This window comes from Rhizobium sp. BT-226, from assembly GCF_025847085.2.
In the GTDB taxonomy this organism is placed as follows: domain Bacteria; phylum Pseudomonadota; class Alphaproteobacteria; order Rhizobiales; family Rhizobiaceae; genus Rhizobium; species Rhizobium sophorae.
In genome coordinates this window covers 30,783-52,293 of record NZ_JAOYTI010000003.1, presented here as the reverse complement: position 1 = coordinate 52,293, position 21,511 = coordinate 30,783, and the positions used below count along the sequence as shown (strand labels likewise).

At 60.9% G+C, this 21,511-nt stretch carries 19 protein-coding genes and 2 pseudogenes; 6 read left to right on the top strand and 15 right to left on the bottom strand.

Annotated features, from left to right (window positions below):
• Positions 1-31 precede the first annotated feature (31 nt).
• On the top strand, positions 32-1,783 hold the full coding sequence (locus OIU37_RS19780) for a glycerol-3-phosphate dehydrogenase/oxidase (RefSeq protein WP_264258526.1): 1,752 nt from the start codon (positions 32-34) through the stop codon (positions 1,781-1,783).
• Between the two features lie 7 nt (positions 1,784-1,790).
• On the opposite strand, the gene fba is transcribed toward OIU37_RS19780, so the two are convergent.
• The 6 genes from fba to OIU37_RS19750 all read right to left on the bottom strand — a co-directional run bounded on the left by fba (position 1,791) and on the right by OIU37_RS19750 (position 8,711).
• Positions 1,791-2,855: a class II fructose-bisphosphate aldolase gene (gene fba, locus OIU37_RS19775; RefSeq protein WP_264258525.1), complete on the bottom strand. Its 1,065-nt coding sequence runs from the start codon at positions 2,853-2,855 to the stop codon at positions 1,791-1,793.
• A 348-nt stretch (positions 2,856-3,203) separates the two neighbouring features.
• Positions 3,204-4,052 carry a sugar phosphate isomerase/epimerase gene (locus OIU37_RS19770; protein WP_171603129.1) on the bottom strand — a complete coding sequence of 283 codons (849 nt, stop codon included), beginning with the start codon at positions 4,050-4,052 and terminating at the stop codon, positions 3,204-3,206.
• 11 nt (positions 4,053-4,063) lie between these two features.
• On the bottom strand, positions 4,064-5,050 hold the full coding sequence (locus tag OIU37_RS19765) for an ABC transporter permease (RefSeq protein WP_171603128.1): 987 nt from the start codon (positions 5,048-5,050) through the stop codon (positions 4,064-4,066).
• A complete protein-coding gene (locus OIU37_RS19760) occupies positions 5,050-6,078 on the bottom strand; it encodes an ABC transporter permease (protein WP_264258524.1) in 1,029 nt (342 codons plus the stop codon). The genes OIU37_RS19765 and OIU37_RS19760 overlap by 1 nt, the downstream gene beginning before the upstream one ends.
• Positions 6,071-7,585 (bottom strand): sugar ABC transporter ATP-binding protein, encoded by a 1,515-nt coding sequence (locus tag OIU37_RS19755; RefSeq protein ID WP_180695962.1) that lies wholly within the window; start codon positions 7,583-7,585, stop codon positions 6,071-6,073. Before OIU37_RS19755 ends, OIU37_RS19760 begins: the two co-directional genes overlap by 8 nt.
• A gap of 142 nt (positions 7,586-7,727) precedes the next feature.
• Positions 7,728-8,711: an autoinducer 2 ABC transporter substrate-binding protein gene (locus OIU37_RS19750; protein ID WP_129417506.1), complete on the bottom strand. Its 984-nt coding sequence runs from the start codon at positions 8,709-8,711 to the stop codon at positions 7,728-7,730.
• Positions 8,712-8,957: 246 nt separating this feature from the next.
• Here OIU37_RS19750 and OIU37_RS19745 point away from each other — a divergent pair, with 246 nt between their 5' ends.
• Complete coding sequence (locus OIU37_RS19745; protein ID WP_264258523.1) at positions 8,958-10,016, top strand: LacI family DNA-binding transcriptional regulator; 1,059 nt, start codon at positions 8,958-8,960, stop codon at positions 10,014-10,016.
• A gap of 90 nt (positions 10,017-10,106) precedes the next feature.
• Here OIU37_RS19745 and OIU37_RS19740 read toward each other — a convergent pair whose 3' ends face one another.
• Complete coding sequence (locus OIU37_RS19740) at positions 10,107-11,648, bottom strand: sodium:proton antiporter (RefSeq protein WP_264258522.1); 1,542 nt, start codon at positions 11,646-11,648, stop codon at positions 10,107-10,109.
• Between the two features lie 100 nt (positions 11,649-11,748).
• Between OIU37_RS19740 and OIU37_RS19735 the strand changes: the two genes are divergently transcribed.
• The 3 genes and pseudogenes from OIU37_RS19735 (at position 11,749) to OIU37_RS19725 (ending at position 13,822) form a co-directional block, all read left to right on the top strand.
• Complete coding sequence (locus OIU37_RS19735; protein ID WP_264258521.1) at positions 11,749-12,978, top strand: NAD(P)/FAD-dependent oxidoreductase; 1,230 nt, start codon at positions 11,749-11,751, stop codon at positions 12,976-12,978.
• A 149-nt stretch (positions 12,979-13,127) separates the two neighbouring features.
• A pseudogene (locus tag OIU37_RS19730) lies at positions 13,128-13,229 on the top strand (YkgJ family cysteine cluster protein); the annotation flags it as partial.
• 344 nt (positions 13,230-13,573) lie between these two features.
• Positions 13,574-13,822, top strand: a complete 249-nt coding sequence (locus OIU37_RS19725) for a hypothetical protein (protein ID WP_180695966.1) — start codon at positions 13,574-13,576, stop codon at positions 13,820-13,822.
• Between the two features lie 86 nt (positions 13,823-13,908).
• Here OIU37_RS19725 and rsgA read toward each other — a convergent pair whose 3' ends face one another.
• The 3 genes from rsgA to OIU37_RS19710 all read right to left on the bottom strand — a co-directional run bounded on the left by rsgA (position 13,909) and on the right by OIU37_RS19710 (position 16,823).
• The gene (gene rsgA, locus OIU37_RS19720; protein WP_264258520.1) at positions 13,909-14,961 is read right to left on the bottom strand and encodes a ribosome small subunit-dependent GTPase A; all 1,053 of its coding nucleotides are present in this window, start codon (positions 14,959-14,961) and stop codon (positions 13,909-13,911) included.
• Between the two features lie 34 nt (positions 14,962-14,995).
• Positions 14,996-15,172, bottom strand: a complete 177-nt coding sequence (locus tag OIU37_RS19715; protein WP_264258519.1) for a hypothetical protein — start codon at positions 15,170-15,172, stop codon at positions 14,996-14,998.
• 466 nt (positions 15,173-15,638) lie between these two features.
• Positions 15,639-16,823 carry an MFS transporter gene (locus OIU37_RS19710; RefSeq protein WP_264258518.1) on the bottom strand — a complete coding sequence of 395 codons (1,185 nt, stop codon included), beginning with the start codon at positions 16,821-16,823 and terminating at the stop codon, positions 15,639-15,641.
• 452 nt (positions 16,824-17,275) lie between these two features.
• Here OIU37_RS19710 and OIU37_RS19705 point away from each other — a divergent pair.
• Positions 17,276-17,460, top strand: a pseudogene (locus OIU37_RS19705) (ISNCY family transposase); the annotation flags it as partial.
• A gap of 44 nt (positions 17,461-17,504) precedes the next feature.
• Here the strand turns inward: OIU37_RS19705 and OIU37_RS19700 are convergent.
• The 5 genes from OIU37_RS19700 to OIU37_RS19680 are packed head-to-tail and all read right to left on the bottom strand — an operon-like array spanning position 17,505 to position 21,414.
• On the bottom strand, positions 17,505-18,662 hold the full coding sequence (locus OIU37_RS19700) for a glutathionylspermidine synthase family protein (protein WP_171603120.1): 1,158 nt from the start codon (positions 18,660-18,662) through the stop codon (positions 17,505-17,507).
• 1 nt (position 18,663) lies between these two features.
• Complete coding sequence (locus tag OIU37_RS19695) at positions 18,664-19,257, bottom strand: DUF1190 domain-containing protein (RefSeq protein WP_029871133.1); 594 nt, start codon at positions 19,255-19,257, stop codon at positions 18,664-18,666.
• A 12-nt stretch (positions 19,258-19,269) separates the two neighbouring features.
• Positions 19,270-19,671, bottom strand: a complete 402-nt coding sequence (locus OIU37_RS19690; RefSeq protein WP_168308160.1) for a DUF350 domain-containing protein — start codon at positions 19,669-19,671, stop codon at positions 19,270-19,272.
• A 34-nt stretch (positions 19,672-19,705) separates the two neighbouring features.
• Complete coding sequence (locus OIU37_RS19685) at positions 19,706-20,362, bottom strand: YjfK family protein (protein WP_171603119.1); 657 nt, start codon at positions 20,360-20,362, stop codon at positions 19,706-19,708.
• The gene (locus tag OIU37_RS19680) at positions 20,359-21,414 is read right to left on the bottom strand and encodes an ion channel (RefSeq protein ID WP_171603118.1); all 1,056 of its coding nucleotides are present in this window, start codon (positions 21,412-21,414) and stop codon (positions 20,359-20,361) included. The genes OIU37_RS19685 and OIU37_RS19680 overlap by 4 nt, the downstream gene beginning before the upstream one ends.
• Positions 21,415-21,511: the final 97 nt, after the last annotated feature.

Below are 21,511 nucleotides of genomic sequence, written 5' to 3'. Positions count from 1 at the left end.
AGATGCCTGCTGCGGCGGGCGATTTAGGACGATGAGCATGACCCCCGATTTGCAGCAGCGCTTCTCGAATCTCGGCGAGAACGATATCGACGTTTTGATCATCGGGGCGGGCATCAACGGTGCCGGCCTGTTCCGCGACCTCTCGCTACAGGGTGTCAATTGCCTGATCGTCGACAAGGCCGACTTTGGCTCCGGCACGAGCGCGGCACCATCGCGGCTCATTCACGGCGGCCTGAAATATCTGGAAACGGGCGAATTCGGACTGGTTGCGCAGTCGACGCTTGAGCGCAACCTCCTGCTGAAGAACGCGCCGCATTGCGTCGAGCCGCTGCCGACCTTCATTCCGGTCTTTTCCTGGACGCACGGCATCTGGGCAGCGATCCGGACGCTCCTTGGGTCGAAGACTGCGCCACGCAGCCGTGGTGCGGTTCTCATCAAGATCGGGCTTCGGCTCTACGACTTCTTCGGTTCGCGCGACCAGGTCATGCCGCGTCACCGGCTGATCCTGAAGAAACAGGCGCGCAGGGAAATGCCGCATATTACCCCCGCCATCGTCGCCGGCGGCATCTATTACGATGCCAAGATCAGCAGGCCGGAGCGGCTCGTCTATGAGCTCGTGAGCGATGGTCTCGATGCGAATGCGGGGAGCCTCGCGGCAAATTTCGCGACATTGACTGCCGTTTCAGAAGGGCGTTTGACCTTCCGCCAGCCCGACGGCCGCGAGTTCAGCTTCGCTCCCAAGCTGATCGTCAATGCGGCAGGACCTTGGATCGATCACGTCAACACTTTGCTTGGCGCTCCATCGCGGCTGATCGGCGGCACGAAGGGTTCCCATATCCTGCTTGACCATCCCGAATTGGTGCGAAGCCTCAATGGCCACATGATCTATTTCGAGGCCGACGACGGCCGCATTTGCCTGGTCTACGACTATCTCGGGTTGGCACTGGTCGGGTCGACAGACATTCCGGCAGGTAATCCGGACAATGTCTCCTGCGAGGAGCCGGAAACGGAGTATTTCCTCGAAAGCATCCGTTCGCTGCTGCCGACGCTTCGCTTCGATCGCGATCAGATCGTCTACAGCTATAGCGGCATCCGCCCTCTGCCAGCATCGGATGCAACCGCACCGGGGCTGATCAGCCGCGACCACTCCGCGCCGGTGAAGGAACCCGAGGACGGTAGACCTTTTCCGGTCATTTCGCTGGTCGGAGGCAAGTGGACGACGTTCCGCGGCTTTGCGGAAGAGGTCGCCGACACCGTTCTCTCCCGGCTGCAACGCCGCCGCAGCCAGTCGACACGCTATCTGGCGATCGGCGGCGGCAAGGCCTTTCCGGCGGCTGCTGAGCAGCGTAACGCCTGGATCAACGATACTGCGGCGCGCAGCGGCGTCGCTGCCGAGCGTGCCGACGAACTACTCGGCCGCTATGGCACGACGGCTGTGTCCCTGCTTTCTTCCGCTTCAAGCTATTCCGACGAACAGCGCCTGACGGGTGCTGCACGTTACAGTCTCCGGGAGATCGACTGGATCGCCCGGAACGAACTCGTCGTCCATCTGTCGGACATCGTGATGCGCCGCACGACGCTTGCGATCGAGGGGCGGTTGACGCTGGAAGGCTTGCGGGAAATCGCCGGCGTTGCCGAGGCGGCGCTCGGCTGGAGTGCCGAACGAACGGCAAGCGAAATCCAGGAGGTTGTCAGCCAGTTGAGCCGTTTCCACGGCCAGACGCTGACGGGCAAGCCTGCCGCCGCCGAGCCGGAAAAGACACCCCGCCCGGCGTTGGGCTAGCCGAATTTCAGGAGAAAGCCGGATCGAGGGAACCGGATTTATAACGCTTCGCCATTTCCGAAACGGGAAGGGGCGCGATGCGGCCAGCCATGCCGGCAGTGCCGAACTGTTCGAAGCGCTCCTTGCAGAGCTTGGTCAGCGCCGTCATTGCCGGCTTCAGATATTTGCGCGGGTCGAACTCGCTTGGGTCCTCCTGCAGCACGCGGCGGATCTGACCGGTCATCGCCATTCTGCCATCGGTGTCGATGTTGACCTTACGCACGCCGTTCTTGATGCCGCGCTGGATTTCCTCGACCGGCACTCCCCATGTCGGCTTCATCTGGCCGCCATACTTGTTGATGATCTCCTGCAGCTCGATCGGGACCGAGGACGAGCCATGCATGACGAGATGCGTGTTCGGGAGCTTACGGTGAATTTCTTCGATGACATTCATCGCCAGCACCGAACCGTCCGGCTTGCGGGTGAACTTGTAGGCGCCATGCGATGTGCCCATCGCGATGGCGAGCGCATCGACCTTGGTTTCGCGCACGAACTTCACGGCTTCGTCCGGATCGGTCAGCAGCTGGTCATGCGAAAGCTTGCCCTCGGCGCCGTGACCGTCCTCGGCCTCGCCCATGCCCGTCTCCAGAGAGCCGAGAACGCCGAGTTCGCCTTCCACCGAGATGCCGCCGAAATGCGCCATATCCGTCACCATCTTGGTGACGCCGACATTATAGGCCCAGTCGGCGGGCGTCTTGGCGTCCGCCTTCAGCGAACCATCCATCATCACCGAGGTGAAGCCCGCCTGGATCGCCGTCATGCAGTTGGAGGGATCGTTGCCATGGTCGAGATGCACGCAGACCGGAATATGCGGATAGATTTCGACGACGGCGTCCATCATGTGCTTCAACATGATGTCATGGGCATAGGCGCGGGCTCCGCGCGACGCCTGCATGATAACCGGCGCATGACACGCGTCGGCGGCTTCCATGATGGCGAGCGCCTGCTCCATATTATTGATGTTGAAAGCGGGAACGCCGTAGCCTTCCTCCGCAGCATGGTCGAGCAGTTGCCTCAGCGTAATGCGTGCCATCCAAGATTCCCCCATATCGATGGTCGATCGAAACGCCGCCATCTCTTCGAAACTAGAGCCCGGGCGTGAGCCGTTCAAGCGTCTTATTTTAATAGGCAAAATGGCATAGGAGGAGGAATGTAACAAGCAATAATAACAATATCACAACGGGCATGATATTTCTCAAGAGCCGGTTCGTATCGGCGAGCCGAATGAATTTAGTGGCCGTGCTGAAGAGGGGTGGGCCGTCACGGTCCCGGCGGTGGCAAGAACTCTTCAGCCAGACACCCCCGAGCGGCCGCTACGGTTATGGCTTGTGGTCGATGTCAGTCGGCCAAGAGTGGAATCCGGAATATCTGGCAAACCGGGTCAGATGAGACCGTATTGTTCCGCCTTATTGCGCAGGAACGGCAGCCCCTTGTCCATGACCTCTTCCATATCGCGTGCAACGGGGCGCCAAACGGCCAGGCCATAGGCGACCTCAGGCGGCATGTTGATGAAGCTTTCCATCGCGAGCCCGCCCTTGAAGCCAATCGCGGCGAGCGCGGCATAGATCGCATCCCACGGAATATTGCCGTAGCCCGGCGTGCCGCGGTCGCTTTCGGAAAGGTGGATGTACTTCAGGTGGTCGCGGGCGGTCAGGATGCCGTTTGCCGCACCCTTCTCCTCGATATTCATGTGGTAGGTATCGAGGTGAACAAAGACGTTGTCCGCGCCGACCCGCTCCACCATGTCGACGGCCTGCTGCGCCGAGTTGATCAGGTGGTTCTCATAGCGGTTCACGGCCTCGACGCCGAGTTGGATGCCGTACTTCCTAGCATGCTTTGCCGCGACGTCGAGCACCTTGGCGATGTTGTCGTATTCGCCCTCAGTTGGCGGCACGCCGGTGCGCTCGCCGATGCCGCCGAAGATGACGCCGGACAGAGCTTCTGCGTTCATTTCCGCGGTCTTTTCGATCGCGACCTTCAGATGCTCGATCGCCGCATCCGGGCGGACGGAAGCCCAGGCATGTTCCGGCAGGCCGAGCGAGCAGACGGCGCGCAGCTTGTGCTTTTCAAGCAGGTCGCGAGTGTGTTTGGCATCGACGGCCGGCGCGTTGAGCAACGCGATCTCGATGAAGTCCATCTTGTAGCGCACGGCTCCGGCAATCGCCTTCTCGGCGCCTGCGCGGTCCCAGTTCATGGTCCACATACTGGTGTGAACGCCGAAACCTTCCATGGTCGTATCTCCTATTTCACGATTCTGATGAATTTGGCCGAGAGCCACCGCAGCACCATCACGACGATGAGCAGGATGCCCCAGACGGCAGTAGTGAGATGCTGGTTGGCGCCGAGCAGGTTGAGCCCCGAAGAGAGAAGCTGCAGCACGATCAGCGCCACGAAGACGGGCAGGACGCGGCCGAAGCCGCCGAAGGGATTGATGCCGCCGAGGAAGCAGGCGAGCACGGTGATCAGCAGATAGGATTCGCCGTGGCCGACGCGCACCGAATTGAAACGCGCAAGCATGATGATGCCGGCAACCGCAGCCATCACGCCGGAGAGCATGTAGACCAGCACCAGGACCTTGCGGGTGTTGATGCCGGAATAACGGGCAGACTCGATATTGGAGCCGATCATGTAAGTGGAAAAGCCGAGCCTGGAGCGCGAAAGCAAGACGTGGCTGGCGATCACGCAGGCGATCAGGATCAGCAACGGGACCGGGATACCGAGGATGCTGCCGTGGCCGATCGGCGCGATGAAGGTGGGGAAGCCCGAGATATCGCCGCCGCGTGTCAGGAATTCGCCGAGGCCGCGCAGGAAGATCATCATCGACAGCGAAACGAGGATCGGATGGGCGCGGGTAAAGGCGATGACCAGGCCCATGACCAGGCCGCTTGCCGCGCCGACGGCAAGCGCCAGAGCCGAGCCCAGCAGAAAGGCGCCCGGGCCGGCATCGATGCCGCCATTGGCCTGCAGCGTCCAGGCGAGCGTCAGGCCGGCGATGTTGGCGGTGAAGGTGATTGCAAGGTTGAGGCCGCCGGTGAGGATCGGCATCAGCATGGCAAGCGTCAGGACGCCAAGCTCGGGAAGCTGAAAGGCGACCGATCCGAAGGTCGCGCCTGTCAGGAAATGCGGCGAGGCGAAACCGAAGACGATGAGCACAGCTACGAGCGCGGCGAGGGGACCGGCCATGTCAGCCCCGAAGATGGCGTTGAAGCGGGCGGCGAACGCGTTCATCAGCTCTCTCCCCTGTCTGCGGGCCTGCCGCCGGTCGATTTGCGGGTCGCAAACACCGGCACCAGATTGCCGATGCGGGCGCTCGACAAGGTGATCGCAACGAGGATGATCGCGCCGACGACCATCTTGAAGGCGAAGGGCGAGACGCCCATCAGGTTGAGGCCGTTCTGGGTGATCGAGACGAGCAGCACGCCCAGCACGCAACCGAGCACCGAGCCTTTGCCGCCGCCTAGCCGCGCGCCACCGAGCACCACCGCGGCCAGGACATCGAGCTCGCGGCCATAAAGTGCGTTCGGCACGACCTCCTGCGCATAATGCGCCTGCATGAGCCCGGCGATGCCTGCCATCAACCCAAGCCAGCCGAAGGCGATGAACTGCATGGCGCCGATATTGATGCCGAAGCGGCGCGCGCCTTCCGGATTGTCGCCGAAGGCATAGAGCTGCCGGCCGGTCGTCGTGCGGGTAATGAAGAACCAGGTGGCGAGCGCGCAGACGGCCATGACCACTACAGGCAACGTGATCTCAGCCCAGCTCCCATCGGCCATTTCGCGCTCGTAGATGATGACACGGCTTGTCAGCCAGTCGGGCAGATTGTAGATCGACACCCCCTTGGTGAAAAACATCAGCAAGCCGAAATAGACGTTGAAGGTCGCGATCGTCGCGACGATCGAGATGATGCGGAAGCGGTGGATCAGGAAGGCGTTGATCACGCCGAGCACGATGCCGATGCCGGTCGCAATCAGGAAGCCGGATACCCATCCACCCCCGCCGATCCTCTCGAGCGCAAGTGCAGTGACATATTGCACGATCGAGGCGGCGACGGCGAAGGAGATGTCGATTCCGCCTGATATCAGCACCACGAGCAGGCCAACGGCAAAGATAATGTTGACCGCGCTGATATTGAGCAGGTCGAAGGCATTGCCGAGCGTGAAGAAACGGTCGGTCGTAAAAGCGAGGACAATGCTCATCGCGATGATGACGGCAAACAGCACAAATTCCGTCGTATGGGACAGGAACAGCTTACGCATAGACCGCCGCCTCCAGGTCCTTCAGTGTGGTCGCGCGCGGATCGTGCCAGCCGGCGATCCGGCCCTTTTCCATGTGGATGATCCGGTCGGCGTTGAAATAGACCTCCGGCACCTCGTCCGAGATGAGGATGATCGCAAGCCCCGCCTCGGCGAGGCGGGCAACGATTTCGAAGATGCCGGCGCGCGCGCCGACATCGACGCCGACCGTGGGTGCATCGAGGATCAACACTTTTGGATCGGTGGCGAGCCATTTGGCGATCGCGACGCGCTGCTGGTTACCGCCCGAAAGCGTCGAGATCGCATCGTCCTGCTTGCCGATCCTGATGCCGAGATCGGCGATCCAGCGCGCGACCAGCGAACGCTTCTTGTCCGGCGAAATGAGCCGGCCGCTCAGGATACGGTTAAGCGAGGCCATGACCAGATTGTCGGCGATGGATTGCGGCTGGTTGAGACCGAGCGAAAGGCGGTCTTCGGAGAGATAGGCGACGCCTGATGTGATCGCCTCGCGGTTGGAGGCAAAGCGCACCGGCTTTCCCTCCAACATGATCATTCCGGCGGCGGGCCGACGCATGCCGAACAGCGTCAGCGCAAGTTCGGTGCGCCCGGAGCCGAGCAGGCCGGTTATCCCGAGCGTCTCCCCACGGCGCAGATCAAAGGAGATGTCCTCGAACTCGCCAGGCCGGGAAAGTTTGCTGACAGAAAGCAGGACCGGGTTCTGCGATACGTCGCGGGCGAGAACATTCTGGTCGAAGGTGCGCCCGGTCATCAGCTCGGTGATCTTAGACTGGGTCATGCCCTCCACCGGATAGACCCCGACCAGTGCGCCATCGCGCAGCACGGTGATGCGCGAGGAGATGTCCAGCACTTCCGCAAGACGATGGCTGACGAAGACCACGGCAACGCCCGAAGCCGACAGCGTACGCACGATCGCCAGCAGATGATCGGTCTCAGACTGGGTGAGCGAGGCGGTCGGCTCGTCCATGAAGACGATCCGGGCCTCTCCGACCAGCGCGCGGGCAATGGCAACGATCTGGCGCTGGGCGATGGCGAAGTCCTTGAGGGGTCTGTCGACGTCGAGGGTGACGCCGAGCCGGGCGAGCGCCTCCTCGGCTATTCCGCGGATCGCGGCATAATTGACGAAGCGCGGGCGCGAACCGGAAAGGGTCTGGAAGGCGATGTTTTCCGCCACGCTCATTTCCGGAAAGAGCGCGAGGTCCTGCCAGATGATCTGGATGCCGCGGGACTGGGCCATGGCAGGCGTCATGTGGGATATCGTCTCGCCGTCGAAGACGATCTCAGCGCCGTCTGCAGGCCGATAGACGCCTGATATCACCTTGATCAACGTGCTCTTGCCGGATCCATTCTCACCGGCGAGGCAATGCACTTCGCCGGGCAAGACTTCGAAGGAGACGTTTTTCAACGCCTTCACACCGCCGAATGTCATGTTGATGCCGCGAAGCAAAAGAAGCGGCTGGGCCTTCACACCATCATCCGTTGCCGTGCTCATGCCGATTGCCTGTCCAGTCGAATGCCATGAAAGATCAATGGTCCGGCCATGGCCGAATACCGCTCTCTCTCTCTCTCTCTCTCTCTCCCGAACGCCGGGCCGGTCGACATGGACCAGCCCGACACCCGGGGAGGGGGCCTCTTCAGAGGCCCATTGCGGCCAGGTCGTCGACCGTATCCTTGTTGATCGGCAGCAGTTGATCGACGATGATGTCGTTACCAACAGGCTTGATCACGCCGAGACCCGGAATGTCATCACCTTCCTTGACGCTCTCGCCCTTGATCAGGCGATCGGCGAGCGTGACGAAGACTTCGCCGGCCTGCTTCGGATTCCACATGAAGCCGCCCGATATCGCATCGGACTTGATCAGCTTCTGGCCCTGGCCGGGCGAGAATGGGCCGAGCACGAAGATTTTGCCCGTCTTGCGGCGTTCCTCGATGGCGCGCCCAGCGCCGATAGGACCCTGGCTGCCGAAGGCGAGGAAGCCGGTCAAATCCGGATGCGCGGCAATGAGATCGAGCGCCGTCGAGCGGCTCTTGTCGACATCTTCCGCCACGCCGTAGCGCTCGCCGACGAGCTTCATGTCCGGGTAATTCGCCTTGATATAGGCGATTGCGGCATCCGCCCAGGCGTTGTGGAGCGGCACGGTCAGCGAACCGACGAAGACGGCATATTCACCCTTGCCGCCCATTTTCTCGGCGAGCAGCTTGCCATGCGCTTCACCGAAGCCGGTGGCCGATGCGAGTTCGAAATTCCAGTCGGCGCCCTTCTGCGAGGGCGATTCATGCGTAATGACCTTGATGCCGGCGGCCTGCGCTTTGGTCAGCACCGGCTCGAGCACCTTGGCATCGTTCGGCACCACGCCGATAACCTTGACGCCTTGGGCAATCAGATCCTCGATGGCGCGCACCTGCAGCGCCGGATCGGCGCTGGTCGGGCCGATCATGAAGGCATCGACGCCTAATTTCTGGCCCTGTTCCTTGATGCCGGCTTCCATCGCGTTGAACCAGGGGATGCCGCCGATCTTGACGACAACACCGACCTTCGGCGCATCCTGCGCAAACGCGACCACCGCCCCGGCAAGCGACAGCGATGCGGCAAATGCCGCTACGATAAGGCTCCTCATTCTCACTCCTCCTCAAAGGTCGCTCATACGAACGACGACCACCGGCCGGTTTTGCGGCAGGTTGTTCCTGGTTGCTTCTTGGCGAGGGAATACCCTTGCCTCCCATCCCGCCTCCTCCGGCGAACCATCTTTGCACAATCGATCTTTCTTTTTTGCACAATCGATGGTGCAATGACTATCGATCAAGGTAGGGCTTTCGTCAAGAGGGGTTTGTTTCTAAGGGAAGCGACAAAGGAAAGGCGAGATATGACCGACATCGGCAAGAAGAAGGCGACGATCTACGATCTCTCGATGCTATCGGGTGCGTCGCCTTCCACCGTGAGCGCTGTGCTGAACGGAAGCTGGCGGAAGCGGCGTATCAAGGAGGCGACGGCGCAGCTCATTCAGAAGCTGGCAAACGAGCACGGCTATACGGCAAACCTGCAGGCCCGTGGCCTGCGTTCGTCCCGCTCCGGTCTCGTCGGTCTTCTGCTGCCGGTGCACGACAACCGCTATTTCTCCTCGATGGCCCAGTCTTTCGAGGCGCAGGTCAGAAGCCGCGGCCAGTGCCCTCTCGTCGTCAGTGCCTGTCGCGATCCGGAGGAGGAGCGCAAGGTCGTCGAGACGCTGATCTCCTATTCGATCGATGAGCTTTTCATCGCCGGCGCAACCGATCCGGATGGCGTGCACAAGGTCTGCGAAAAGGCAGGGCTGAAGCACGTCAACATCGATCTGCCGGGCACGCTGGCGCCGTCGATCATCAGCGACAATCATGAAGGTGCGCGCATGCTGACACAGGCGATCATCGAGCGCGCGCAGGACGACGGCCCGCTTTCACCTGACGATCTGTACCTGTTCGGCGGCCGCAACGACCATGCGAGCCATGAGCGAATTCGCGGTTTCCGCGACGTAAAGCGCGCATTGCTGGGCGCGGATCCCGACGTCTGCATCCAGCCGACCGGCTATTCCCCGGCCATGACGGCGCGTGCCTTCGAAGCCTTCTACGAAGGCCATGGAAAGCTGCCGCGCGCATTCTTCGTCAATTCCTCGATCAACCTCGAAGGGCTGATGCGTTTCCTCGCCCTGCATCCGCACGAGACCTTCGCCGATATCATCGTCGGCTGCTATGACTACGATCCCTTCGGCTCTTTCCTGCCTTTCCCCGTCTTCATGATCCGGCAGGACAGCGAAACGATGATTACAAAGGGGTTTGCGATCCTCGATGCGGACCGCCGCCCGCCAATCACGCATCTGGTGCGGCCGACACTCGTGCCACCACGCACGGCGCTGACCGGCCCGCTCGATGCGCTGAAGGATATCGAGTAATGCGCCCTGCCGCGTTGGAGAGGCTGGGCTGACGGAGCGACAGACTCTTTGATGCCGATCGCGTTGGCATCGACAACTGCCTTATCGGATCTAGCTTTCTGTGATGCGGCGATCTTCATCGGAGCCGACGGAGAGCTGCTTCCAGTCCAGGTCCTCCTGCAGCTCGAGATATTGCGTCGCGCCGATCTGATCTGTGTCGCGCAATTCCTCGAGGCGCTGGCGCTGGGCAAGAACGGCGGCAATCGTCAGGTCGCGGCGGCGGTCGAGCGGCGAGGTCTTGTCTGCATCGGTTGATGCGGTCCAATGATCCTTGCAGATCGTCCGGATCGCTTCGGCCTCGATGCCGTCTTCTTTCTCAAGCCGCTGAAAGGCCGCTTCGGCGAGCGATCTTCGGGCCGCCTTGAGTTCATCGCGGACTTCTGCCTGCCGACCGAGTTTCAAGAAATGGATCATCGGTGCCAGGGTCGCCCCCTGAATGACCAGGGTTGCGAGCACCACCGTGAAGGCTGTGAGCACGACCAGGTCTCGCTCGGGAAAGTCCGCGGGGAGTGCGAAGGCCGTCGCCAGCGTAACGAGGCCGCGCATACCGGCCCAACCCACGAGCAAGGTCTCGCCGGAAGTGAAAGGCGCCAATTCATTTCCTCTTCGGTGGCGAGACGCGACGACGGCGTGAAGCAGGAACGCCATCGCCATTCGCGCCAGAATGACGCCGACCACCACGATGGCGGCAAATCCCATCGCCCGCTGAAGCTCTTCAGCCGACATCGTCTCGAGGATGCGACGCGCCTGCAGCCCCATCAACAGGAAAGCCACCACGTTCAACAGGAAGACGACCGTTGTCCAGACCGCGAAGGAATGCACCCGCATCCGTGGCGAATCCTCGACCGAAGAAAGGGTGGCGATGGTCATTGCGCTCGCCACGGTGGCAAGGACAGCCGACAGGTGAAGATGCTCGGCGATCAACCAGGTCGAAAAAGCGTAGACGAATTGAAGCAGGGTCCCGCCGACCGTATTTTCGGTTAACGGTCGAAGCCGTGAGACGACAAAGCCGAAGGCGATGCCGAACAGGATTCCTCCAGGCGCGGCGAACCCCACCTGAAGGGCCGTCCCCGCATCCAGCCCACCCCGCGCCTGGACGGTGAGCGCAGCCCCGAAAAGCAGCAGCGCGGTCGCATCGTTGAACAGGCTTTCTCCCTTGAGCAGGGCATCCACACGGCGCGCGACGGGCAAATTGGAAAGGACCGCCGTGGCGGCCGCGGCATCGGGCGGCGCAACGATTGCGCCGAGTGTGACTGCAACCGCAATCGGAAGCCCGACTGTCAGCATGCTGATCGACACCACCACGCCTGTCGTGACGAGAACGGCAACGACGGCATAGAAGAACAGCGGCAGCAGCATGCGCCGGGCCGCACCCACCGGGAAATCATAAGCCGAGTCGACAAGGACGGGGGCGATGAACAGGGCAAGCGCCGTCGGCGGATCGATGGGGATCGTGGGCGCGCCGGGCAGCATCGCCACTGCGACGCCGGCGGCAGCCAGGATGCCGGGGTAGGGCAGGCGCGTGCGACGCGTCACCTGCAGCAACAGGATGGCAACCGCCAGCAATGCAACAAGTGTTTCGAAGAACGTCATTTCAGCATACTAGCAGGCTTTCGGGCACATTGAAGCGGGTGCAGCCCCGATGTAAAGCTTGTGTCGTATCAAGCTGCCGACGCAGCGGCGGAGGGCGACGATGGACTACGAGGTTGCGATTGTCGGCGCTGGCGCGGCCGGTATTGCAGCAGCAAAAAGACTGGCCGATGCCGGACGCTCGGTCATCATCCTGGAGGCCGGCACCCGCGTTGGCGGGCGAGCCTGGACAATCGAATTGGCAGGAATGCCGCTGGATATGGGCTGCGGCTGGTTGCACTCTGCGGAGCGCAATCCTCTCGTCGCCATTGGCCGGGCCGCCGGATTCAATATCGAACGCGGGCCGACGGCGTGGCAAAGCCAGTGGCACGATCTCGGCTTCCCACCGGATGAGCGCGCAGCTGCGGCGGCTGCCTGGAGGGCGCTTGGAGAGCGGATGCAGGTCCGTCCCCCCGCCAGCGACAGGGCGTCGGACGCGCTGGAGCCTGACGGCAAATGGAACGCCTACTGCCAGTCGCTCAGCGGATATCTGAACGGCGCATCGCTGGATCGGCTGTCGGTCGCTGATTTTCTTGCCTATGACAATGCGGCGACCGACGCCAATTGGCGGGTGCGTGAAGGCTATGGAAGCCTGATCAGCGCGGCCGTTCCGACCGTCGCCTTGCGCCTCGCGTCTCCCGTTCGACGCGTGGCATTGAGAGGGAGCGGCGTTCAGCTGGAGACCGACCGTGGTCCGGTCAAAGCAGCTGCCGCAATCATCACGTCATCGACCACCGTTCTGGCCCGCGGAGCCATTGACTGCGGCCCCGAGGCCGACGATCACCTCCACGCCGCAAATCAGCTGCCGCTTGGCCTTGCAGACAAGCTGTTTCTGGAACTCCATGGCAATCATGGTCTCGAGCCGGAAACCCATCTGCTCGGCGACCCGCAAAATGCCGAGACCGGCAGCTATTATATTCGGCCGCTCGGCCGGCAGGTCGTCGAAGGCTTCTTTGGCGGAAACGGCGCTGTCGTCATCGAACGCGCAGGTTTGGTGGAGGCATTTGCCTTCGCACTCGACCAGCTGTCATCACTGCTCGGCAGCAATATCCGCCGCCACCTGCGGCCGCTGGCAGCCTCTTCCTGGTGTCGTACCGATTGGATAGGCGGCTCCTACAGCCATGCGTTGCCCGGCCATGCGGGCGCACGCGCAGTCCTGGCGCGCCCGGTCGGCGACCGGCTGTTTTTTGCCGGCGAGGCGACGCACCAGTCCGACTTCTCGACCGCGCATGGCGCATGGGAAAGCGGGTTGCGGGCCGCCGACCAGGCTGCGGCTGTTCTGCCACCCATATGATATCCCGGCCACTGACCCCTAGTTTAGAAAACACATTGGTGGAATTTCACCGCCTAACGTCAAGACGAGGAGCCTGATGAAATGGATGCGCTCGCTCCGAGAGAAGCGGTTAGCCTGTAGCTTTATCATTGTCAGGCTGTGAGCGGGTCATGACATCACTGATCGATTTTGATTGCCGGAGCTGCGGAGCCTGCTGCTCCTTTTCGCCGACCTGCCCCAGATTTTCCACCGAAACAGAAGCTGCTCTCGATAAAGCCGGCTGTGGCGGTTCAGCACCCGTGATAACACCCCAACCTTCGGCGCTGGCGCTACCGTCTGTAGATTTTCGAGGGTTTTGCTTCCACCTCGACCCTGCGGTGGCGTCACCGGTTCACATCCCTTCAAGAGCACTAACGGGCGAGGCCTCGGCTGAATCGTACCGATTTACAGCGATTGCTTCGAGTCTTTCTCGCAACACCTGAGCGGGAACTGTAATCTTGGAAGGATTTGGCTGGATTTGAGCGATTCAGTTACGGTATTCGTAGGACTGCGAAGCGATTTGCGCGAGCGGGACAGCTAGAGACAGCACGTCCGCATCTCCTAAAGCAGGATCTTGATGAACGCGGATATGATAGCCGCCTGGGCGGTGGAAAATGGATTCCACGCGATGGATTCCGGGAATTATCGTCGCCATGACAATGCAGGCGTGATCACGATCGAGATAAAGAGGATGTCATTCCTCCTCATCGACGAGAGGCAAGGATTGCAACCGCGCCTCATATCGCGGTTGTTCAAAGATACATCCCTCACAAGCGGGAGCGGCCGCTTGCAGGGTCTTCTTCGTGACCGCAATCACAATCATTGAGCGCTCACGCTATCCCCCAGCCCAGCCAATTCAGGTGGCGGATCATGGCTGACGCCGATGAGCACCGGCGCAAACGTTCAACACTTTCAATATTTCTTCTTGCGAACGATCTTGTTGCCGCGGGGTCCGCTCACGACCGGTGTTCGGTCGCGGTTTTCGGCAAGCAGGTTCCGCCAGCGTTCCAGGCGATCGGCGACCAGGGCACCGCTTGCGACAGCTGCCTGGACCGCGCACCCAGGCTCGTGGGCATGAGTGCAATCGCGAAAGCGGCAAAGCGGCGCCAGTTCAGTTATTTCAGCAAAGAGGGTGTCTATACCGTCGGCAACATCACTCACGTAAAGCGTTCTTATTCCCGGCGTATCGATAACCCAGCCGCCGCCTGAAATTGCATGCAGGGATCGCGCCGTGGTTGTGTGTCGGCCCTGCGCGTCATATTCGCGGATGGTGCCTGTCTTTTGCTTTGTGTCAGATTCAGGCCCGGTCATGGTGTTCACCAGCGTTGATTTTCCGACACCAGAAGATCCCACCAACGCAACCGTCTGACCAACGCCGCACCAGGGCCTCAACAGGGAAACGGCGTCCGCGGAGCGCCCGTTCAAGGCAATGACAGGCAGATCGCGCTGCAAAGCCTCGGCTTGCGTCTGGAATATGCCGGCATCTTCCGCGATGTCAGCCTTCGTCAGCACAATCACCGGATTGCTCCCGGCCTGGTTGGCCATGATCAGGTAACGTTCCAGCCGAGCAAGATTAAAATCGGCATTGCACGAGGTCACGATCAACAGGGTGTCGATGTTGGCGGCAACAAGTTGCTGGCCACGCCCGCCTTCCGGGCGTCGTTGAAAGACGCTTTTTCGGTCGAGACGTCTGATAAGCATGTCAGTCAGGGAATCGGCAAGAACCCAGTCGCCCACCGCGTAATCACCAGTACTGGTATTGGATGGAAATTCGAGTCCGACCGGCCCGGTGACATCGATTGCCTCGATGCGTGCCCGGTGAACTGAAGCGATGCGTCGGGGGATCAAATCCGCTTCGCTGGGCTGGACCTGGTCCGCGAAGAATTCAGACCACCCAAGCAGTTCCAGCGGTGAAGAAAGTTGGGAGCTGGTCAAATCTTGTTCCACTTTCAGTAAGGCTGCCATAAAGGGTTTTTGATTGATCTTCCTCGGCTTTCGCCTAGCTGCGTCGATGATCCCGTTTTGGCAACGAGGTTGCGTAAGCAGCAGCTTCGCCGGGGTAGGGGAAATCGTCCCCGAGCTGACGGTCGCCATCGTAGACTTTGAAGGTCGGCCCCTCGACTTCAACGATCTTATAGCCATTCACGTATTCGATCTTCGGTGTTTTCCAGCCCATCAAAAGCTCTCCAGTCCGGTCCGAGGGTTGTCTCTGAACAGGGTGCCAAGACCTCATACACAGCGGTCTATGACCTATCAGGTGCTTCACGATTAGCCAACGCCGGTTCGATCCTGTTCAAGACCACCTTTCGTCTGCAAATTCGGCGAAGCGTCACCGCCATGCTGGTTTAAAGGTGATCAATGGGGCACGAGTGGCGAGGGCGATCGCCTAATCGACGTGGTCGAGCCCGGCGGCTCAGATAACTTTGCCGTCAACAAACTCGGCGGCAAGCAAGTGGCCTCGCGCCTGCGCCCGCATTTCCCTCGACCAGACGCGCGACGGACCTTCAATCTCGCAAGGCGATCTATTCCGAACCGCAGTGCCAGCCGTATTGCTTAGGAGAGCACCGAGCAGGCCGCCAATACGTGCTCGTTTGGGTTTTCACCGAACCAATCGCGCGGCCAAAAACCGGCAGCACAATCCGTTACCCGTTGACGCTCCGAGCAGTCGCAGCGCTACCGCCGCCGGCAGCCCGGCGCGTAGCAAGCGCCTTGGCCGAGAAGAGCGCGTAAATGATCAGCGGAAGACAGACGAGATAGGATGTCCGGATGCCAGCATGTTCGGCAATGAAACCGAGCAGCGGCGGCGCCAGGAAGAAGACGACAAAGCTCATCTGGCCGAGGGCGGCAACGTTGAGATACGCCGCGCGATCTGTGCGTTGGGCCGCCGCCGAAACGGCGAGAGGATAGACCGCGCTGCAGCCGGCGCCCATCAAGGCAAAGCCCGCCAGCGCGACATAGGGATGCGGCGCCCCGGACACGGCGCAGATGCCGATGGCCGAAAGAACAAGCAACATCGTGGCGACGGTCCGCGCGCCAAACCGATCGACCAGCGGATCGACGAACAGCCGCGCCAGCGCCATGCAGAAGGTAAAGAGCGTCAATCCCAGTCCGCCAATGAAGGGCTCGACCGAAAACACATCGCGCATATAGATCGCCGACCAGTCGATCCCGGCACCTTCGACGAGAAAGGCCGCGATGCCGATCACGCAGAGCGGCATTAGGCCCCAGGTGGGAAGCGCTACCAGCGGCGCCTTGCCTTCATGCAACGCGATCCGCGCCGGCGCATTCCGCATGCCGGAAATCGCCCAGATGCCGATGACAAGAACCGTGACAAAGGTCGCAGCGAGATGGAGTTCCATCGAAATGCCCGCTTGGCGGACGACCGAGGAGACAAGCGCCGTGACGAAGAAGCCGAGGCTCCAGAAACCATGCGCCCTGTTCATCACGCCGCGTCCTAGCTGCGCTTCGATGCGGTCGATCTCAACATTGAGATTGATCTCCAGCGCCCCGGCGAGCAGCCCCTCGACGAAGAGCACACAGAACACGACCGGCGCCGCACCGATCCACGGCACCAGTGACAGCAGCGCAGACGTGCCGAGAACAGTGATGAATGCCGTCGTACGCGCGCCGAGCCGGGCGATCAAGGGCGAAGATAAAGTTAACGAAATCAAGGCGCCGATCGCAGCCCCTATCAGCGTCAACCCAAGCTCGGACTTATTGACGCCCATCGCAACCTGCAAATCCGGCATCCTCGACAGCAGCGCCCCCAGCGACACTGCGAAGAGAAAGAAGCAGACATAGATCCGCTGCTGCGGCGCGATCTTCATGATGCAACTCCGGGGATTGACGCGTCGAAGCTAAATACGCGCGTATGGACCTGGGATGTCTATCTCACAGGGCCCAAGATCGAAACTAGTTTCCGAGGGAATGCATCGGAGAAGGTTATCTTAGGGAGCGGCGCGATTTGCCTAGCCGCCGTGACGTGGCTTGCCATTTGATCAAGGTTGCCGCGATTTCGAACGCGAGTTTCGTACCGCTTGAGAGCAAGAACCATGTGCTCGTGCCGGACAAGCCTGCGTGTAACGTGTTTCGAGCCGAACTTGCTGCCTTCCTCGGGCAGGATCGGTCGATGCAGCCGCACGAGGTTCGTGGTTTTCCCCTTGCAGTTCCATAAGCTATCTTATGCCGCAAAGTTGTTGTAGCCGCAAAGTTGAAGTGTCCTGTTTCTGCAAAGTTGGAATGTCACTCTCCCCGTGTTTGATGACCTGGGAGATTGCGGATGGGACTGATAGCGATGAGCGAGCGTGATCTGCAGCGGATCGAGGTTTTGTCGAAGGTGATCGCCGGCCGGATGAGGTGGTGTCGGCGGCGTATGTGCTTGATCTGAGTACGCGCCAGGTGCGTCGGCGGACGGCCGGCATCAGGGTCGAGATTATCGGCGAGAAATTCGGGCGGCATCGCTCGACGCGTACATGAAGATAGCTGCGCCTGAAGCGATATACCTCCTCTTATCCGACTATGACGTGCGGCACGAAACGCGATAGATTGGCGGTTATACGCGAGCGGTCCTCGCGGACGGCAAGACCGCAGGCGCGATCACCGACGATCCAGCTGCCGAGCACGGCGAAGCCGCCATCGCTTTCGAAAAGCGGGGCATAGGCCTGGACGATAAAGCCTTCGTCACCATAATCGCCGGGCGCGGAAATCAATTCCCGGCCATCCCGGAATATCGTGACGTTCTCGCCTTCTCGCGACAGCAGCGGTTTGCGTACGTAGTCCGTCAAGGTCGAGGCCGCCGGGTCGTCTGCGAAATAGCTGGCCAGCAGGTTGGGATGATTGGGGTGGCGCTGCCAGAGCAGAGGCAGAAGCCCCTTGTTGGAGAGCACGGACTTCCAGGCGGGCTCGATGAAAACATCGCCCGAGCGCACGAGTTGACGGGCGAACGGCTCGCGCAGCATGAACTCCCAGGGGTACAGCTTGAAGCAGCGGTCGATCACCCGATCCTGGAGGTCGGTGTAGCGACCCTGCGCATCGATGCCGATCTCGCGTATGTCCAGAAGCTCGACGCGATGGCCGGCTTGCACTGCACAGTCCATCAGATAGACAGTAGTGCCGCGATCCTCCTCATTGTCGGTCATCGCGGCGAAGTGGAAGATAGGCTCTTTGGAAAATTGCTCGAATGCCTCGACGAGGCTTTCCTGCAAGGAATTGTACTGGTCCGCCTCCTTGGGCAGGACACCCAAAGCCACCTGGTCAGTCAGCCAGTTGAACTGGAAATAGGCTGTCTCAAACACCGAAGTGGGAGTATCGGCGTTATATTCGAGCAACTTGGCCGGGCCAGTGCCGTCGTAAGCAAGATCGAACCGGCCGTAGAGGTGCCGGTCGCGGCGCTGCCAGGAGCGCTGCACCACATCGCGCAGGTCCTCCGGAATGGCTAGCCTGTCGAGCGTCTCTTCGCTTCTGACGATATCGCCGACCATATCCATGCACATGTCGTGCAGTTCCTGGCTCGGCCCTTCGATCTGCATCTCGATCTCATCGAGCGTGAACGTATAGGCGGCATCGTCGAGCCAATAGGGCTCGCCATACATGACGTGAAACCCGAAGCCGACGGCGCGCGCCTTGTCAAGCCAATCAGGACGCGCCGGAAGGGTGATGCGCTTCATGTCAGCCGCCGAAACTGAACGACGAACGGCCCCCGAAGCCTTGACGGGCAACGGTGCGAGTGTTGACGTTGACTGGCTTGACGGTCTGACGCGAGGGCGCGATCGCGGTGTCGTTGCCGCCCGAGCGAACAGTCGTTGTCACCGTTTGCCCCGAGCGATTGCGATAAATCGGTGTCGAGCCGTAGGAGCCACTCTCCTCCTGGCGCCGGCGATAATTGTAATAGTCGCCGATGTTGTTGAGTGCGGAAGACAACACGTAGCCTGTCAGGAACGGCACGAAAAAGCTGCCGCCTCCGCCGGTATTGTTGGGGACGGCACTGGCCGACTGTTCCGTGCACTGGCCCGAGCCGTATTCGGCCTCGCAGGCGGCCATGCCGTTGAAACGCGGCGCTGCAGCGAGATGGGCCCGCATGGCATCCTGATAGCCGGCCTGGCAGACCTGCCGGTCCATGCCGGAAGTCACGCATTGGTCGACGGAGGTGAACATTGTCTCCGAAGGAGTCTGATCGCCGCAACCGGACAGCGCCAGGGTCGAGGCAGCGATCGTGCCGAGGGCCAGGAAAGGTCGTTTGTGCCCGCTCTTACGTCTGCGCATCGTTCCCTCCCCTCAATAGGTCATACAGGCGGCGTTGAGAATACCGATGACGAGCGCGATGCCACCGCCCCATATGCCCGCGGCGATATTGTCGGCAGTGATCTTTTCATGCAGATCCGTCATGGTGAAATTCGCAATATAGTAAGCGAGGATCTGCGCCAGAATGCCGACCACCGCCCATATGATGTAGTCGACGATGCTGACCGAATTGGCTGCGGCCGAAGCCAGAGGCAGGCTGAAACCGACAAGTGCGCCCAAGAATGCCGTGACGGCGGCAAGATTGCCTGCGCGAATGAGTTGGACTTCCTTCTGCGGCGTCAAGAATGTGTAGATCACCGCGAAAACGCCATAGGCGGCAAGACCGACGGCGAAATAGCCGAGGAAGGCAGGCAGACCCGCCACGTAATGGAGCATTGAAAAAGTCCTCCGTTGAAATTGATAGGATCCATCAGACGCGGCGAACATCGGCCGGGGCGAGTCCGTAGCCGATCAGAAATTCCACCGAGCTGCCTGCCTGGCTCTGTCCGAGATCGAGGTCGCGCTCGACATTGATCAGAAGCATTTCGCGCGTCGAGCCAAGCGGGCGATAATACAACATGCAGGTCTGGTGAATGGAGCGTTGCGCCTCACCATCGTCGACCTTCTCGACAAACTCCGCCAATGGGGTCCGTTCCGGGCCTTCGCCCCAGAATCGGCTGTAGAGGATGCCGTCGGCATCGTAGGTTGGCTGGCCGATCAGGCCGTCCGGCCCGGTCCAGCGGTTCCATTCGCCCTGCCCGGCAGGCACGACGCTGTCCCAGGGCTGATAAAAGCTGATGTCGTCGACATCACCCGGCTGGCCCGACGTCGACATCACCTGAATCATCCGATGGTCTTCATCGTAGTAGCGCGACAGAACCGTCGCGGCATCGAGCGAAACCTCACCATAGGCGGCAATGATGAACGGGCCGCTCCGTGGCAGCGGCATGGCCGGCTGGCCGGCCAAAGCCTCGGCTTCGAGGGAGAGGAAATCGATCTCCAACGCCCCGCCGATGGCAGCGCTCAACGGGCCAAGTTCTTTGGGTAAGGGCCTTTCGTTCTTGTCTCTGCCGAACCAGCCGATCATGATACATCTCCCATTCGAGCCCAAGCGATGGCAGCGGGATCTAGCCGCATTCCGCTGATATAGTAAAGGGTCTCGCCGCCCCGCATCAGCGTCTCGTCCCGGCAATTGAGGTCGGTCATGCCCTGGCTCAGCATGCCCACCAGCGTCACGTTATGTTGACGCTTGAGCCTTAAAAACACGTCTCCATAGAGTAGCGGCATTTGCAAAGGCGGTACCGCCAGGGAAAAGGCCGTGTCGGTGGAGGCGGCCGACAGCAGCCGTGCGGCGATTTCCGAAGAGCCAGGATCACGGGCCGAACGCGACAGCAGCTCCTCGGCGAGCGAGCCCACCGCCTCGACACGCGGCCGGCGTTGTTTGACCATCTGCGCCGTGCGGTCGTCGGCGAAATAGGCCACGATATGGGCGTTGGGCGCATGGTCTTCGGCAATCAGCACCGCGGCCAGCGTCTCGTCGTCATTTGCTCCGCGCGCGATGATCGCCCGCGCTTGGGCCACGCCGGCCCGCACCAGAGCGTCGGCATCTGCAAGCCGCTCGGTTCTGATATAGTCGGCGTAATGGCTGGCGGGGTTTTCCTGAAGGTCCTTGGCAACCAGAACACTCATCGGTTCGTTGGCCTGTCGTTCGGCATGCAGCAGCCGAAGCGTCTGGTATGTCTGCCCCTCCTGCCAGCCGAGGACGATGATATGGCCGGTGCGTTCGCTGTAATCACCCAATCCGCGCATGCGGTTTCTCCAGATCGTACCTATGGTTGTCAACAACTTGCCAAGAACAGCGGTGAAGATGGCAATGCCACCGGGAAGAACGAACAGGACGGTCATGATTCGGCCGAGCCCGGATTTTGGAGAGAGATCGCCATAGCCGACAGTCGTTGCCGTCACCATATAGTAATAAAGAAAGTCAACCGGATTGCCGACGAGGTCGCCTTCGCCGGCTAGCAGGAAGAGCAGATAAGAAGCGACCAGGTGGATCACGAGGATAAGAAAAAGGGCTGACCAGGCCAATTCGCCGAGCGAGAGATATACACGCCGCAGTAATGAAGCGATAAATGGCACGCGATTGGCCCCCGTTCCCAACGCTTAGCCTAGCGAAATTTATTTAGCGCGCCACCTTTAAGTGGCATATCGACTACCCAGATATTTTCGACGTTCC

Bases quoted from the DNA above. Each gene is read 5' to 3' on its own strand.
- OIU37_RS19725 (WP_180695966.1), top strand. From the start codon at position 13,574: ATGAACGCGGATATGATAGCCGCCTGGGCGGTGGAAAATGGATTCCAC.
- OIU37_RS19695 (WP_029871133.1), bottom strand. From the start codon at position 19,257: ATGCGCAGACGTAAGAGCGGGCACAAACGACCTTTCCTGGCCCTCGGC.
- OIU37_RS19765 (WP_171603128.1), bottom strand. From the start codon at position 5,050: ATGAACGCGTTCGCCGCCCGCTTCAACGCCATCTTCGGGGCTGACATG.
- OIU37_RS19700 (WP_171603120.1), bottom strand. From the start codon at position 18,662: ATGAAGCGCATCACCCTTCCGGCGCGTCCTGATTGGCTTGACAAGGCG.
- fba (WP_264258525.1), bottom strand. From the start codon at position 2,855: ATGGCACGCATTACGCTGAGGCAACTGCTCGACCATGCTGCGGAGGAA.
- OIU37_RS19710 (WP_264258518.1), bottom strand. From the start codon at position 16,823: ATGAAGATCGCGCCGCAGCAGCGGATCTATGTCTGCTTCTTTCTCTTC.
- OIU37_RS19735 (WP_264258521.1), top strand. From the start codon at position 11,749: ATGGACTACGAGGTTGCGATTGTCGGCGCTGGCGCGGCCGGTATTGCA.
- OIU37_RS19755 (WP_180695962.1), bottom strand. From the start codon at position 7,585: ATGAGCACGGCAACGGATGATGGTGTGAAGGCCCAGCCGCTTCTTTTG.
- OIU37_RS19760 (WP_264258524.1), bottom strand. From the start codon at position 6,078: ATGCGTAAGCTGTTCCTGTCCCATACGACGGAATTTGTGCTGTTTGCC.
- OIU37_RS19690 (WP_168308160.1), bottom strand. From the start codon at position 19,671: ATGCTCCATTACGTGGCGGGTCTGCCTGCCTTCCTCGGCTATTTCGCC.
- rsgA (WP_264258520.1), bottom strand. From the start codon at position 14,961: ATGGCAGCCTTACTGAAAGTGGAACAAGATTTGACCAGCTCCCAACTT.
- OIU37_RS19685 (WP_171603119.1), bottom strand. From the start codon at position 20,362: ATGATCGGCTGGTTCGGCAGAGACAAGAACGAAAGGCCCTTACCCAAA.
- OIU37_RS19745 (WP_264258523.1), top strand. From the start codon at position 8,958: ATGACCGACATCGGCAAGAAGAAGGCGACGATCTACGATCTCTCGATG.
- OIU37_RS19715 (WP_264258519.1), bottom strand. From the start codon at position 15,172: ATGGGCTGGAAAACACCGAAGATCGAATACGTGAATGGCTATAAGATC.
- OIU37_RS19750 (WP_129417506.1), bottom strand. From the start codon at position 8,711: ATGAGGAGCCTTATCGTAGCGGCATTTGCCGCATCGCTGTCGCTTGCC.
- OIU37_RS19780 (WP_264258526.1), top strand. From the start codon at position 32: ATGAGCATGACCCCCGATTTGCAGCAGCGCTTCTCGAATCTCGGCGAG.
- OIU37_RS19740 (WP_264258522.1), bottom strand. From the start codon at position 11,648: ATGACGTTCTTCGAAACACTTGTTGCATTGCTGGCGGTTGCCATCCTG.
- OIU37_RS19770 (WP_171603129.1), bottom strand. From the start codon at position 4,052: ATGGAAGGTTTCGGCGTTCACACCAGTATGTGGACCATGAACTGGGAC.